The organism is Citrobacter sp. XT1-2-2, assembly GCF_023516235.1.
In the GTDB taxonomy this organism is placed as follows: Bacteria; Pseudomonadota; Gammaproteobacteria; order Enterobacterales; family Enterobacteriaceae; genus Citrobacter; species Citrobacter werkmanii.
Genome location: NZ_CP097324.1, coordinates 2,949,612 through 2,963,278, shown reverse-complemented (window position 1 = coordinate 2,963,278; position 13,667 = coordinate 2,949,612). Strand labels below are relative to the sequence as shown.

The following is a 13,667-nucleotide window of genomic DNA, read 5'->3' as shown; positions in this document are numbered from 1 at the left end:
CATGAAAAAACTGTTACTCGTTGTCCTGTTATTGCTGGTTGTGCTGGGCATTGCCGCGGGCGTAGGCATGTGGAAAGTTCGCCATCTGGCGGACAGTAAGTTATTGATTAAAGAAGAGACCATTTTTACGCTGAAAGCGGGTACAGGCCGCCTGGCCCTCGGTGAACAGCTGTATGCGGATAAGGTTATCAATCGTCCGCGTGTCTTCCAGTGGCTGCTGCGTGTGGAGCCTGACCTGTCGCATTTTAAGGCGGGTACCTATCGCCTGACGCCCGACATGACGGTGCGAGAAATGCTGCTATTGCTGGAAAGCGGTAAAGAGGCCCAGTTCCCGTTACGTCTGGTGGAAGGGATGCGCCTGAGTGATTACCTCAAACAACTGCGCGATGCGCCCTATATCAAACATACGCTGAGCGACGATAACTACGAGACTGTCGCTCAGGCGCTGAAGCTGGAAAACCCGCAGTGGGTGGAAGGCTGGTTCTGGCCCGATACCTGGATGTATACCGCCAATACGACCGACGTAGCACTGCTAAAACGTGCGCATCAAAAGATGGTTAAAGCGGTGGATACCGTCTGGGAAGGGCGCGCTGATGGCTTGCCTTATCAGGATAAAAATCAGCTAGTGACAATGGCCTCGATTATTGAAAAAGAAACTGCGGTTGCCAGCGAGCGCGACCAGGTGGCCTCGGTCTTTATTAACCGCTTACGTATTGGCATGCGTTTACAAACCGATCCGACGGTGATTTACGGCATGGGGACACGGTATAATGGCAAATTGTCGCGTGTGGATTTAGAAACGCCAACCGCCTATAACACCTACACCATCACCGGGCTGCCGCCTGGCCCGATTGCCATGCCGGGAGAGGCCTCATTGCAGGCTGCCGCACATCCGGCAAAAACGCCGTATCTCTATTTCGTGGCAGATGGTAAAGGCGGCCACACATTTAACACCAATCTTGTCAGCCATAACCGGTCAGTACAGGATTACCTGAAAGTGCTTAAGGAAAAAAATGGGCAGTAACTATATCGTCATCGAGGGCCTGGAAGGCGCCGGAAAAACCACTGCGCGTAATGTGGTGGTAGAGACACTTGAGCAACTCGGTATTCGTGACATGGTTTTTACCCGCGAGCCTGGTGGAACGCAGCTCGCTGAGAAACTAAGAAGTCTGGTGCTGGACATTAAGTCGGTAGGCGACGAGGTCATTACCGACAAAGCCGAAGTCCTGATGTTTTACGCCGCGCGCGTACAGTTGGTCGAAACCGTTATTAAACCTGCGCTGGCGAGAGGCGCATGGGTCATTGGCGATCGTCACGACCTGTCGACCCAGGCGTATCAGGGCGGTGGCCGCGGTATAGATCAAAACATGCTGGCAACGCTGCGTGATGCGGTACTCGGAGATTTTCGCCCGGACCTGACGCTCTATCTGGATGTCACTCCAGAAGTCGGATTGAAGCGTGCGCGTGCGCGTGGCGAACTGGACCGTATTGAACAGGAATCTTTCGATTTCTTTAATCGTACCCGAGCGCGCTATCTTGAACTGGCTGCCAAAGATGCCAGCATTCGTACGATTGACGCTACGCAGCCGCTGGAGGCTGTGATGGCTGATATTCGCAACACCATTACTCAGTGGGTGAAGGAGCAGGGCGCATGAAATGGTATCCATGGTTACGACCTGATTTTGAGAAGCTGGTAGCGAGCTACCAGGCCGGTCGTGGTCACCATGCGTTACTGATTCAGGCGTTACCCGGCATGGGCGACGATGCGCTGATTTACGCGCTCAGTCGCTATTTAATGTGTCAGCAGCCGGAAGGACATAAAAGCTGCGGACACTGCCGCGGCTGTCAGCTGATGCAGGCGGGAACGCATCCGGACTACTATTCGCTGCTGCCGGAAAAAGGCAAAAGCACGCTGGGCGTTGACGCGGTACGCGAAGTCAGTGAGAAACTGTACGAGCATTCACGCCTGGGCGGGGCGAAAGTGGTGTGGATCCCGGATGCCGCCCAGTTAACTGATGCCGCCGCTAATGCGTTACTGAAAACGCTGGAAGAGCCTCCGGCGCAGACCTGGTTCTTCCTCGCCAGTCGCGAACCTGCGCGTTTATTGGCCACGCTGCGTAGCCGCTGTCGGTTACATCACCTTGCACCACCGGCAGAGTCATACGCTATCTCCTGGCTTACCCGTGAAGTGACGGCGTCACCGGAAGCATTGTTGAGCGCATTACGTCTGAGTGCGGGGTCGCCTGGCGCGGCATTAACGTTGCTACAGGCTGAAAGCTGGACGCACCGCACAGATTTCCTCGCCGCGCTGGCGAACACCCTGCAATCAGGCGACTGGTATATCCTGTTAGCGGCGCTCAACCACGATCAGGCTGCCGCTCGTTTACACTGGCTGGCCACGCTGTTGACGGATGCCTTAAAGCGTTCTTATGGGATTTCCCATTTAACCAATCCTGATGCTCAGGATCTCATCTCTTCTATCGCCGAGCGGTTATCCGTCGCCCAGATACAGGCGATACTCGGTGATGTTTGTCATTGTCGTCAGCAGTTGCTGAACGTGACGGGCATAAACCGTGAACTGGTATTAACCGATCTTATTCTCCGTATTGAGCATTACCTGCAACCAGGCACCGTACTGCCTGTTCCTCATCTTTGAGAGAGACATTATGTTTTTAGTCGACTCACACTGCCATCTTGATGGCCTGGATTATCAATCTCTGCATAAGGACGTGGACGACGTGTTGGCGAAAGCGGCCGCACGCGATGTAAAATTTTGTCTTGCCGTCGCGACCACCCTGCCGGGATACCGCAGTATGCGTGAACTGGTTGGCCAACGTGACAACGTGGTTTTCTCCTGCGGTGTGCATCCGTTAAATCAGGATGAAACTTATGATGTTGAAGACCTGCGTCGTTTGGCCGCCGAAGACGGTGTGGTAGCGATGGGAGAAACCGGGCTGGATTATTTTTACACGCCGGAAACGAAGGTGCGCCAGCAGGAATCTTTCATCCACCATATTCAGATTGGCCGCGAGTTACAGAAACCGGTTATCGTGCATACCCGTGATGCCCGAGCCGATACGTTATCAATTCTGCGCGAAGAAAAGGTGACGGATTGCGGCGGCGTACTACACTGTTTTACAGAAGACAGAGAAACGGCGGGCAAATTGCTGGATCTCGGCTTTTATATCTCGTTTTCCGGCATCGTCACGTTCCGTAATGCTGACCAACTTCGTGATGCTGCTCGTTATGTTCCTCTGGATCGTTTGTTAGTTGAGACGGATTCTCCGTACCTTGCGCCGGTGCCGCATCGTGGAAAAGAGAACCAACCTGCCATGACGCGTGACGTTGCGGAGTATATGGCCGTAGTGAAAGGTGTTGCCGTGGAAGAACTGGCGCAGGCAACCACTGATAACTTTGCCCGCCTGTTTCACATCGATGCTTCTCGCCTGCAATCAGTCCGTTAACTGACTTTTTTTAAAGCTCGTAATTAATAACTAAAGCGAGTAAAGTTCACCGCCACAAAATGGGCGGTGAATAACCAGTTAGACACATTCAGAAACTCATTTTATCGGAATGTGCGAATTTTGCGGCCATTCACAACTGAATTGTGATAGCCGTCAAACAAATACAGACTGAATTATTTTACTCTGTGTAATAAATAAAGAGCACTTAGATGCTCTGTCCACGGCGAGGCTCTCCCCCCTTGCCAATGCGTGAGAACGTAGAATACACAAAATCATTCAAGCGGCATCAAGGCGGCAAGTGAGTGAATGACAGGAGCTTACTCGAGTAAGTGACTGGAGTGAATGAGCGCAGCCAACGCTGAGGCGGTTTGAAGGATGAAGTGTATAAGCACAAATACTCAGGAGCACTCCTAATTATGTTTAAGAATGCATTTGCTAACCTGCAAAAGGTCGGTAAATCGCTGATGCTGCCGGTATCCGTACTCCCGATTGCAGGTATCCTGCTGGGTGTCGGTTCCGCTAACTTCAGCTGGCTGCCAGCCGTTGTATCGCACGTAATGGCAGAAGCAGGCGGTTCTGTTTTTGCGAACATGCCGCTGATCTTTGCCATCGGTGTTGCGTTAGGCTTCACCAACAATGACGGCGTATCTGCACTGGCATCCGTTGTTGCCTACGGCATCATGGTTAAAACCATGGCTGTTGTTGCGCCGCTGGTTCTGCATTTACCTGCTGAAGAAATCGCCGCTAAACACCTTGCTGATACGGGTGTTCTCGGGGGGATTATCTCCGGTGCGATTGCAGCGTATATGTTCAACCGTTTCTACCGTATCAAATTGCCTGAGTATCTCGGCTTCTTTGCGGGTAAGCGCTTCGTTCCTATTATTTCTGGTCTGGCTGCCATCTTCACAGGCGTGGTTCTGTCCTTCATTTGGCCGCCGATCGGTACTGCTATTCAGACGTTCTCCCAGTGGGCTGCATACCAGAACCCGGTAGTGGCGTTCGGTATCTATGGCTTCATTGAACGCTGCCTGGTGCCGTTTGGTCTGCACCATATCTGGAACGTTCCATTCCAGATGCAGATCGGTGAGTACACCAACGCTGCGGGTCAGGTATTCCACGGTGATATCCCTCGCTATATGGCGGGCGACCCGACTGCGGGCAAACTGTCCGGTGGCTTCCTGTTCAAAATGTACGGTCTGCCGGCTGCCGCTATCGCTATCTGGCACTCTGCTAAACCAGAAAACCGCGCGAAAGTGGGCGGTATTATGATCTCCGCGGCGCTGACCTCGTTCCTGACCGGTATTACCGAGCCGATCGAGTTCTCCTTCATGTTCGTGGCGCCGATCCTGTACATCATCCACGCGATTCTGGCTGGTCTGGCATTCCCGATCTGTATCCTGCTGGGTATGCGCGACGGGACATCGTTCTCTCACGGTCTGATTGACTTTATCGTTCTGTCCGGTAACAGTAGCAAACTGTGGTTGTTCCCGATTGTCGGTATCGGTTATGCGATTGTTTACTACACCATCTTCCGTGTGCTGATCAAAGCGCTGGACCTGAAAACGCCAGGTCGTGAAGATGCGACCGAAGACAGCAAAGCGGGTGCGTCCGGCGAAATGGCTCCGGCTCTGGTTGCTGCATTCGGTGGTAAAGAAAACATCACTAACCTCGATGCGTGCATTACTCGTCTGCGCGTTAGCGTGGCTGACGTTGCCAAAGTGGATCAGGCTGGCCTGAAGAAACTGGGTGCGGCGGGCGTCGTGGTTGCTGGTTCCGGTGTTCAGGCGATCTTCGGAACCAAGTCCGATAACCTGAAAACTGAAATGGATGAGTACATCCGTAACAGCTAAGCAGTAAGACGTTGGGGAGAACTAAGGCAGCCTGCGGGCTGCCTTTTTTAATGCATTAATTGGCCTGAACGCGAATGGGCGCAGTGGCGGCGAACAGCCATGGACGGGCTTCTGCGTTTACGCGTGGGGACAATGTCTCTCTGACCTGCTGGTGGTAATCATCAATCCACTGTTTCTCAGCATCGCTCAGCAGATGCAGTTCCACAAGGTTCAAATCAATCGGCACCAGCGTCAGCGTTGAGAAACGGCAGAAGCCCGGACGGCTGTTGATAATCTCCACCTGATTCTCAATGCGGATCCCATATTGCCCGGCCAGATAATAACCCGGTTCGATGGTGATGATATTGCCCGCGACCAGAGGCCAAGGGTTAACTTTTTTGGCAATGCGATGGGGTTGTTCATGGATTAGCAACTGATGGCCCACGCCGTGTCCGGTACCATGATCAAAATCCAGTCCCAAATCCCACAACGCCCGCCGACTAAAGGCATCCAGTTGATGGCCCTGAGTACCGCTGGGGAACTGCAGTGAAATAAGTGACAAGAAGCCTTTCAACACGGCGGTGTAGTGCAAGCGTCGCTGCGGATCCTGTGGGCCAAATGCCAGGGTGCGCGTCGTATCCGTTGTACCATTATGATACTGACCACCGGAATCATTCAGGTACATGGCCTGCGAGGTAATTGGCGTATTGGTTTTTTCGCTGGAGTGGTAATGACACATCGCCGCATTGCTGGCAGAGGCTGAAATCGTGCTGAAACTCTGCTCGATAAATCCCGACTGCTGCTGGCGAAACTCCAGCTGTTTAGCCTGTGCTTCCAGTTCGGTGATTGGATTGCCCGCCGCTTCGCGTAAAGGGACCTCATGCGCCAGCCATGCGAGGAAGTTAACCCAGGCTGCGCCATCCTGTTCATGGCATTCCCGATAGCCTGCCAGTTCAACGTCATTTTTGTGCGCTTTCATTAACGTAATAGGGTCGGGGGCCCACAGGACGTGGCCGCCATGTTCTTCTATGGCAAAACGCAATGCCACCGGAGCGTAGTCTTTATCGACCAGAAAGCGCTTCCCATTTGCCAATTGCTGGCAGCGAGCCAGGAAGCTCTCTTGCGGGGCCAGCGTAAGCGTATCCAACAGCGATGCGGGGAGTTGCTGTGTTTTATTACTATCGACAAACCATTCCAGTTCGCCGCTGCGATGGAGCAGGGCAAATGAGAACGGCACCGGAACCATAGCAAGATCCGAACCACGGACATTAAGCAGCCAGGCAATGTTGTCCGGCAGCGTAATCGCCAGCACATCGGCCTGATGTTGAGTGAGTTGCTCCACGACGCGGGCACGTTTCTGTGCGCAGCTCTCACCGCTGATTTCGAGGGGCATTTCGCGAATGATGCCGCAAGGCGCTGCCGGACGATCTAACCATATCTGGTCGAAGGGATCCTGCTCCAGAGGTACCAGCTCGCAGTGGGTAGCCGACAGCGCTTCAAACTGGCTGTTAACCATCAGCAGCGGCTCAAAGCCGATACGTGTACCCGCTGCAACGTGAGACTGCAAATAGTCTGCCAGCGGTTCGTCGTGTAAATGGTGAATTTCAAAATCATCCAGCGAGACTTCATTGCGCACCTGGACCTGATAGCGCCCATCGACAAATATTAATGCGCGGTCGCGCAGGACCAGCGCGAGTCCCGCTGAGCCGCTAAAACCAGTCAGCCAGGCCAACTTATTATCATGCGGCGTACAATCTTCACTTTGGTGAGCGTCGGCGCGCGGGACAATCATACCATCCAGCCCCTGCGCTACCAGCAGGTTACGCAGGGCGGAAAGAGGAGTTGAGTTGTGCATAGTTACCTCAGGCCTTAACGGAACGGCGGTTCGTTGAATGTACGTAATTTACGGGAGTGCAGTCGATCGCCTTCGGCGCGAAGACGATCGATAGCCCGGATACCTATTTGCAGATGCTCGGAAATGGCGCCTTCATAAAAACGGTTGGCCTGACCAGGCAGTTTAATCTCGCCGTGCAGCGGTTTGTCGGAAACGCAAAGCAATGTGCCGTAGGGGACGCGGAAGCGGTAGCCCTGGGCGGCGATAGTGGCGCTTTCCATATCGATAGCTACCGCACGGCTGAGGTTAAAGCGCAGCGCAGAGGCGGAGTAACGTAATTCCCAGTTTCGATCGTCGGTGGTGACAACGGTACCGGTACGCAGGCGCTGTTTGACCTCTTCGCCGGGCATGCCGCTGACCTCTTTGGTCGCGTCATACAGCGCGCGTTGCACTTCAGCGATGCTCGGAATCGGAATATCCGGTGGGAGTACGGCATCCAGCACGTGGTCATCACGCAAATAAGCGTGGGCCAGAACATAATCGCCAATCGCCTGACTTTCACGCAGGCCGCCACAGTGCCCAATCATCAGCCAGACGTCAGGGCGCAGTACGGCGAGATGATCGCAAATAGTTTTGGCGTTAGACGGGCCGACGCCGATATTCACTAGCGTGATCCCCTGACCATCAGCGGTAATTAAATGCCAGGCGGGCATCTGGTGTTTCTTCCAGGCGAGATCGGAGATGGCTTCTTCTGGCGCTTCGGTTTCGGCGGTGATCCAGATCCCGCCCGCGCATGACAGCGCGATATACGGACTGTCCGGGTCGAGGATCTGGCTGCAGCCCCAGCGTACGAACTCATCGACATAGCGGGTGTAGTTGGTGAACAGCACAAAGGGCTGGAAATGTTCAACCGGTGTGCCCGTGTAATGACGCAGTCGCGCCAGCGAAAAATCCACGCGTCGGGCATCGAAGTGAGACAGCGGAGAAAATTCCGCCGGATGAAAAATCCCGTCCGCCGTTTCGTCACCAATCTGCGACAATTCAGTGGTGGGGAAATGGCGCGTTAATCCGGCGCTCATCGAGCGATCCAACGTCAGTTCTGAACCGTCAATCACATAGGGATAGGGGATTTCATGCTGCGATGGCTCAACGGAGATATGCGCATCATAATCCTGATACAGCAGCGTGAGCTGTTCTTCAAGATAAGGACGAAAGAGCGACGGACGGGTAATGGTGGTGGTATAGCAACCCGCATGGGTAAAACGGCCATAGGCGCGCGTTTTTGGCGGATTAGTGGCGCTGCCATCCCAGGTGACACGAAGTGACGGGTAGACAAAAAGACCGTTCTGGCGGGCGATTACGTCAGGGAGGGTCCCTGTTTCAATATACTTACCAATGGCGCAACGCAGTGATTTAACCGACTGTTCGTACAGCGCGTCCAGTTTATCCAGTGCCTGAGCCGGGGTCAGGCTGGCGCCCTTATTGTTCATGTCTGTCTCCTTGTTCCACAGATATACCGCTCTCCCGATAGTATGTCACAGGAATGTGAAACAAAAGTCAGACGTTAAGGAAGATGGTGCGAAGACCGGATGGCCCTCGCACCGGGGGTTTAACCGTGCTGCTTATCCCGCATCAACAGCGCGGTAGTGGCGGAGATAAGACAACCCGCCATCAGATAAATAGCTACGCTGTGCCAGTCTCCGCCTGAAAATGTCACCAGTGCCGCCGCAATAAAGGGGGTAAAACCGCCGCCAACCACGCTGGCCACCTGATAACCAACGCCTGCGCCGCTATAGCGATAGCTTGCGCCAAATAAACCGGTAAACATAGGCTGCTGTACGCAGACCACCATATCGTGTGCGATGTTGGCCAGCATAATCGCGAAGAACACGATCCAGAAAATAGACTGGGCCTCCAGCGCCATAAAGAATGGGAAGGCGCTTAGCGTCCCGACCAGTGCCCCGGTAATGTAGACGCGACGACGACCAAAGCGGTCAGCAAGCCACGCAAAGCAGGGGATGGTCAGACAGCTCAGCCCGCCGACCAGCAATCCGATATTCAGAAACAGCTCGCGTGGCAGGCCGAGGTTTTGTGTCGAGTAGTTAAGAGCAAATGCGGTGACGATATACATCGTCAGCAGTTCACACAGGCGCAGGGCGATAATTTTTAAGAATGCGCCCGGATGTCGGATTAAAGCCTCGATGACCGGAAGCCGCTTTTTCTCGGGCTGTGGTGCCTGTTGCTGTTGTTCGAACTCGGCCGATTCATCCATTCTGTTACGCATCCACAACGCGCCTAATACCAGCACGATGCTGAACAAGAACGGAAGACGCCAGCCCCAACTGAGGAACTGCTCATCGGTAGTTTGAGAGCTAATCAGCGAGACCAGGCCGGTAGAAAGCAGCAGACCGACGCCGTACCCGACCTGTACACCGCTGCTATAAAAGGCTTTTTTATTTTTCGGCGCGCTTTCGACGGAGAGCAACGCGGCTCCGCCCCATTCACCGCCCACGGCGAAGCCCTGAATGGCGCGCAGCGTCACCAGTAGAACAGGGGCCCACCAGCCAATGGTGTCAAAGGAAGGAATAATGCCAATCAGCGCCGTGGCGATCCCCATCATCCAGACGGTGAGCATCAGCATACGTTTACGCCCAAGACGATCGCCGAAGTGGCCGAAGATGACCCCGCCTAGCGGGCGGAACAGAAATCCGACGCCAAAGGTAGCGAAGGCGGCAAGTGTTCCCATCGCCGGACTGACCTGCGGAAAGAACTCGCGGTTAAAGACTAACGCAGCGGTGATGCCATAGAGCAGAAAATCATACCAGTCGACCACGGCGCCCGCGAAGCTACCAAGCGCAGCGCGTCGGGCACGGTTGAGCGAAGAGGCGTCCTGTTGGGGACCCGTGGAGGTGAGGGTGGAATCCATAGTTATCCTGTCTGTACTGTCTTTTAATTATTAGTATTTGAGTTGGGTTACACACATTGCAGCCGATAGATTACCGGACGTTATGAGATTACCGCGACAGGCATGAAGAGGAAACGATTATATCCCTCGCAGAGGGCAACATGAATAATTAGACGAATGAGAAAATTGAAAAGCAAAAAGCCTGCTCGAAAGCAGGCTTTTCTGAATTTGGCTCCTCTGACTGGACTCGAACCAGTGACATACGGATTAACAGTCCGCCGTTCTACCGACTGAACTACAGAGGAATCGTGTGAACGAGGCGCATATTAGCGAGGGTGATGAGGGTTGTCAAAGGACGAAATACAATTGTGCGTTCGTTTGCTGACAAAATCAGCAAAGCGGCGAACTTTCCGCCTTTTTATGCTTTTGCCCCATTCTGGTGCGTATCTACCTTTTCCAGGGCAGCCACAGTTATCTGTATAAGCGTACAAAAAATGTCGTTCTTCACTTTGCTCCTTACCTGACGCGGCGTCAGCGTAAAACGCCGCTGCAGACGAAACTGGCAAGTATCTTGCAATCCTGATTCACATGACTGCCAGCACGGGTTCTGGTATTCCGACAGGAGGCAAAATGAACTTCAGACGACTGAAATATTTCGTAAAAATCGTCGATATTGGTAGCCTGACCCAGGCAGCGGAAGTGTTGCACATCGCGCAACCCGCGCTGAGCCAGCAGGTCGCCACGCTGGAAGGCGAACTGGATCAGCAATTGCTGATTCGTACCAAGCGCGGCGTCACGCCCACGGAAGCGGGGAAAGTGCTGTATACCCACGCCCGAACAATTTTACGTCAGTGTGAACAGGCACAACTTGCGGTCAATAATGTTGGTCAGACTCTGAGTGGTCAGGTTTCCATCGGCCTGGCACCGGGTACGGCGGCATCATCCATCACTATGCCACTGTTACAAACAGTACGTGCCGAACTGCCCGATGTACTGGTCTATTTGCATGAAAACAGTGGGGCAGTGCTAAATGACAAGCTTCTCAGCGGACAATTAGACATGGCAGTGCTCTATGAGCGCTCGCCCGTGGCAGGCATAAGTTGTCAGCCGTTGCTGAAGGAGGATCTTTTCCTGGTGGGGACGCGTGATTGTCCAGGCCAAAGCGTCGATTTAGCCGCAGTGGCGCAGATGAATCTGTTTTTGCCTCGGGATTACAGTGCGGTGCGTTTGCGGGTGGATGAGGCTTTTTCGCTACGTCGCTTAACGGCCAAAGTCATTGGTGAAATCGAGTCTATCTCGACCTTAACGGCTGCCATTGCCAGCGGTATGGGCGTCACTGTGTTACCCGAATCGGCAGCCCGCGCACTGTGCAATGCAGCAAATGGCTGGATGGCGCGGATTACCACCCCATCAATGAATCTGCCGCTCTCATTGAATGTGTCGGCCATGGGGAGCTTGTCGCCACAAGCGCAGGCAGTCAAGGAGATCCTGTTGTCGCTGGTTAGCCGACCGATGCTGGAAAACCGTGAGCTGCAGCTGGTGAGCTAAAGCTTATTCCCAAGAGGAATAAGATGCAGGTTTTTATTATTTGTTATGCCGGGCATCAGACTTTAACAATAGCGTAATGTCTGATGTGCCCGGAGCGAAAAGTGAATTTCCAGCAACTTAAAATAATCCGCGAGGCGGCCCGTCAGGATTACAACCTGACGGAAGTCGCGAATATATTGTATACCTCGCAGTCGGGTGTCAGCCGACATATTCGTGAACTTGAAGATGAACTTGGCATCGAAATATTTATTCGTCGCGGGAAACGCCTGCTGGGCATGACCGAACCCGGTAAGGCCTTACTGGGCATTGCCGAACGTATTCTGAATGAGGCCAGCAACGTCCGCCGTCTGGCGGATCTGTTTACCAATGACACGTCAGGTGTTCTGACGATAGCCACCACGCATACACAGGCGCGCTATAGCCTGCCCGCAGTGATTAAAGCTTTTCGTGAGCTTTTCCCGGAAGTGCGTCTGGAACTGATTCAGGGCACGCCACAGGAGATCGAAGCGTTGTTGCAAAATGGCGGAGCAGATATTGGGATTGCCAGTGAACGTCTGAGTAGCGATCCACTGCTGGTGGCTTTTCCCTGGTTTCGTTGGCACCACAGTCTGCTCGTTCCGCACGACCATCCACTCGTCAAGACATCGCCTTTAACGCTGGAATCCATCGCCCATTGGCCGTTAATTACTTATCGACAGGGAATTACGGGACGTTCGCGTATTGATGAAGCGTTTGCCCGAAAAGGGTTAGTGCCGGATATCATACTCAGCGCCCAGGATTCGGATGTGATTAAAACTTATGTGGCGTTGGGACTGGGTATTGGGCTGGTGGCAGAGCAATCCAGTGGCGAGCAGGAGGAGGGCAGTTTGACCCGTCTGGATACCCGGCATTTATTTGATGCCAACACCGTCTGGCTGGGGTTGAAACGAGGACAACTACAGCGCAACTATGTCTGGCGATTTATCGAGCTATGCAACGCAGGGTTATCCGTGGATGAAATCAAACGCCAGGCAATGGAGCCGGATGAAACGGTGATTGATTATCAGATATAAAGCGGGCTTTTCAATATCAATTACGTTGCCACTGGCGCTCTTTTGAGTGCGCCAGTCTTCCACTGACTCTGCGGCCTGCATTGCGCCGTTGTCGGTAGCGAAAAATTAAGCCTCGGTAATAAATGAGACAAAGCGATTAAGCACCCGGCTGACTTCTCGGTTTTTAAGCCATATCATCATAGTGTTCACGTTACCTATCTGTGGGGTAATCGTATGGCTACGGATAGGGAAATTATGTTCATACTGTCTGACTACGCTCTCTGGCAACAGGGCAATCCCCATTCCGGCACTCACGCAGCCAAGGATCGCCTGAAAAGAGCCGAACTCCAGGGGATCGGCATAATCGACTCCCTGCAGCCGCAGCCATTGTCCCAGACGGGAGCGATAGTTACACCCCTTAACAAAGACCAGCGGTCTTGTCACTTTGAGGTCCGCGCCGGTAATGACATTCCGGTGCTCTGCCGCCGTCACCAGTACCAGCGTTTCCTGACATAAAATGTGCAATTGCAGAGGCGAATTTTCCGTGTGCAGTGCCTGATGATCGGCAACGAAAGCGATTTCCAGTTCATTGTTCAGGATGTGCTGCACCAGTACCTCCGTGGGGGAGGTTTTCAGGTTTAGCTCAACGGAAGGCATTTCGCGGTGGAAATTCGCCAGTATCGAGGGCAGACGTACCGCTGCGGTCGTTTCCATTGCGCCGATGCGTAACGGTCCCGCCACTTTTGTTCCATGCATGGACAATTCCGCTTCGTGTAACAGGGCCAGAATTTTGTTGGCATAGCGAAGAAGAAGCTCGCCTTCAGGGGTGATGTAGAGACGATTTTTCTCACGGACAAACAGAGATACGTCAAGGCTGGCTTCCAGCTGTTTGAGACGGGTTGTGACATTCGATGAAACGCAGTGCAGACTACGCGCAGCAGCAGATATGGAACCCGTTTCCGCAACCGTTTTAAACAAGTTAAGCGAGGTACTGTTCATAGAAGGCATTACCTAAAGTGAATGTTTTCGTCATTTTTATTAACTTTTTATTATCAT

At 53.3% G+C, this 13,667-nt stretch carries 11 protein-coding genes and 1 tRNA gene; 7 read left to right on the top strand and 5 right to left on the bottom strand.

The window, feature by feature from the left end; all coding sequences use genetic code 11:
• Position 1 precedes the first annotated feature (1 nt).
• The 5 genes from yceG (at position 2) to ptsG (ending at position 5,314) form a co-directional block, all read left to right on the top strand.
• Entirely contained in the window at positions 2 to 1,024 is a 1,023-nt protein-coding gene (gene yceG, locus M4I31_RS14170) for a cell division protein YceG (protein ID WP_038639759.1), read from the top strand.
• Positions 1,014 to 1,655: a dTMP kinase gene (tmk, locus tag M4I31_RS14165; RefSeq protein WP_038639762.1), complete on the top strand. Its 642-nt coding sequence runs from the start codon at positions 1,014 to 1,016 to the stop codon at positions 1,653 to 1,655. The genes yceG and tmk overlap by 11 nt, the downstream gene beginning before the upstream one ends.
• Positions 1,652 to 2,656, top strand: a complete 1,005-nt coding sequence (gene holB, locus M4I31_RS14160; RefSeq protein ID WP_085048522.1) for a DNA polymerase III subunit delta' — start codon at positions 1,652 to 1,654, stop codon at positions 2,654 to 2,656. Before tmk ends, holB begins: the two co-directional genes overlap by 4 nt.
• Positions 2,657 to 2,666: 10 nt before the next feature.
• Entirely contained in the window at positions 2,667 to 3,464 is a 798-nt protein-coding gene (locus tag M4I31_RS14155; protein ID WP_085048521.1) for a metal-dependent hydrolase, read from the top strand.
• Positions 3,465 to 3,880: 416 nt separating this feature from the next.
• Positions 3,881 to 5,314 carry a PTS glucose transporter subunit IIBC gene (gene ptsG / locus M4I31_RS14150; RefSeq protein WP_003036277.1) on the top strand — a complete coding sequence of 478 codons (1,434 nt, stop codon included), beginning with the start codon at positions 3,881 to 3,883 and terminating at the stop codon, positions 5,312 to 5,314.
• 55 nt (positions 5,315 to 5,369) lie between these two features.
• Here the strand turns inward: ptsG and M4I31_RS14145 are convergent, their stop codons facing one another.
• The 4 genes from M4I31_RS14145 to M4I31_RS14130 all read right to left on the bottom strand — a co-directional run bounded on the left by M4I31_RS14145 (position 5,370) and on the right by M4I31_RS14130 (position 10,337).
• Entirely contained in the window at positions 5,370 to 7,148 is a 1,779-nt protein-coding gene (locus M4I31_RS14145; protein ID WP_085048520.1) for an aminopeptidase P family protein, read from the bottom strand.
• Between the two features lie 14 nt (positions 7,149 to 7,162).
• On the bottom strand, positions 7,163 to 8,617 hold the full coding sequence (locus M4I31_RS14140) for an AMP nucleosidase (RefSeq protein ID WP_085048519.1): 1,455 nt from the start codon (positions 8,615 to 8,617) through the stop codon (positions 7,163 to 7,165).
• A 119-nt stretch (positions 8,618 to 8,736) separates the two neighbouring features.
• Positions 8,737 to 10,053, bottom strand: a complete 1,317-nt coding sequence (gene shiA, locus M4I31_RS14135; protein ID WP_085048518.1) for a shikimate transporter — start codon at positions 10,051 to 10,053, stop codon at positions 8,737 to 8,739.
• A gap of 208 nt (positions 10,054 to 10,261) precedes the next feature.
• Positions 10,262 to 10,337, bottom strand: a tRNA-Asn gene (locus tag M4I31_RS14130).
• A gap of 325 nt (positions 10,338 to 10,662) precedes the next feature.
• On the opposite strand from M4I31_RS14130, the gene nac reads away from it, so the two are divergent.
• The gene (gene nac / locus M4I31_RS14125; RefSeq protein WP_069323332.1) at positions 10,663 to 11,580 is read left to right on the top strand and encodes a nitrogen assimilation transcriptional regulator NAC; all 918 of its coding nucleotides are present in this window, start codon (positions 10,663 to 10,665) and stop codon (positions 11,578 to 11,580) included.
• A 101-nt stretch (positions 11,581 to 11,681) separates the two neighbouring features.
• The gene (gene cbl, locus M4I31_RS14120) at positions 11,682 to 12,632 is read left to right on the top strand and encodes an HTH-type transcriptional regulator Cbl (protein WP_038639784.1); all 951 of its coding nucleotides are present in this window, start codon (positions 11,682 to 11,684) and stop codon (positions 12,630 to 12,632) included.
• A gap of 105 nt (positions 12,633 to 12,737) precedes the next feature.
• On the opposite strand, the gene M4I31_RS14115 is transcribed toward cbl, so the two are convergent.
• A complete protein-coding gene (locus M4I31_RS14115) occupies positions 12,738 to 13,610 on the bottom strand; it encodes a LysR family transcriptional regulator (protein ID WP_038639788.1) in 873 nt (290 codons plus the stop codon).
• Positions 13,611 to 13,667: the final 57 nt, after the last annotated feature.

Excerpts from the sequence above, each read along its gene's own strand:
- yceG (WP_038639759.1), top strand. The coding sequence starts at position 2 with ATGAAAAAACTGTTACTCGTTGTCCTGTTATTGCTGGTTGTGCTGGGC.
- tmk (WP_038639762.1), top strand. The coding sequence starts at position 1,014 with ATGGGCAGTAACTATATCGTCATCGAGGGCCTGGAAGGCGCCGGAAAA.
- holB (WP_085048522.1), top strand. The coding sequence starts at position 1,652 with ATGAAATGGTATCCATGGTTACGACCTGATTTTGAGAAGCTGGTAGCG.
- M4I31_RS14155 (WP_085048521.1), top strand. The coding sequence starts at position 2,667 with ATGTTTTTAGTCGACTCACACTGCCATCTTGATGGCCTGGATTATCAA.
- ptsG (WP_003036277.1), top strand. The coding sequence starts at position 3,881 with ATGTTTAAGAATGCATTTGCTAACCTGCAAAAGGTCGGTAAATCGCTG.
- M4I31_RS14145 (WP_085048520.1), bottom strand. The coding sequence starts at position 7,148 with ATGCACAACTCAACTCCTCTTTCCGCCCTGCGTAACCTGCTGGTAGCG.
- M4I31_RS14140 (WP_085048519.1), bottom strand. The coding sequence starts at position 8,617 with ATGAACAATAAGGGCGCCAGCCTGACCCCGGCTCAGGCACTGGATAAA.
- shiA (WP_085048518.1), bottom strand. The coding sequence starts at position 10,053 with ATGGATTCCACCCTCACCTCCACGGGTCCCCAACAGGACGCCTCTTCG.
- nac (WP_069323332.1), top strand. The coding sequence starts at position 10,663 with ATGAACTTCAGACGACTGAAATATTTCGTAAAAATCGTCGATATTGGT.
- M4I31_RS14115 (WP_038639788.1), bottom strand. The coding sequence starts at position 13,610 with ATGAACAGTACCTCGCTTAACTTGTTTAAAACGGTTGCGGAAACGGGT.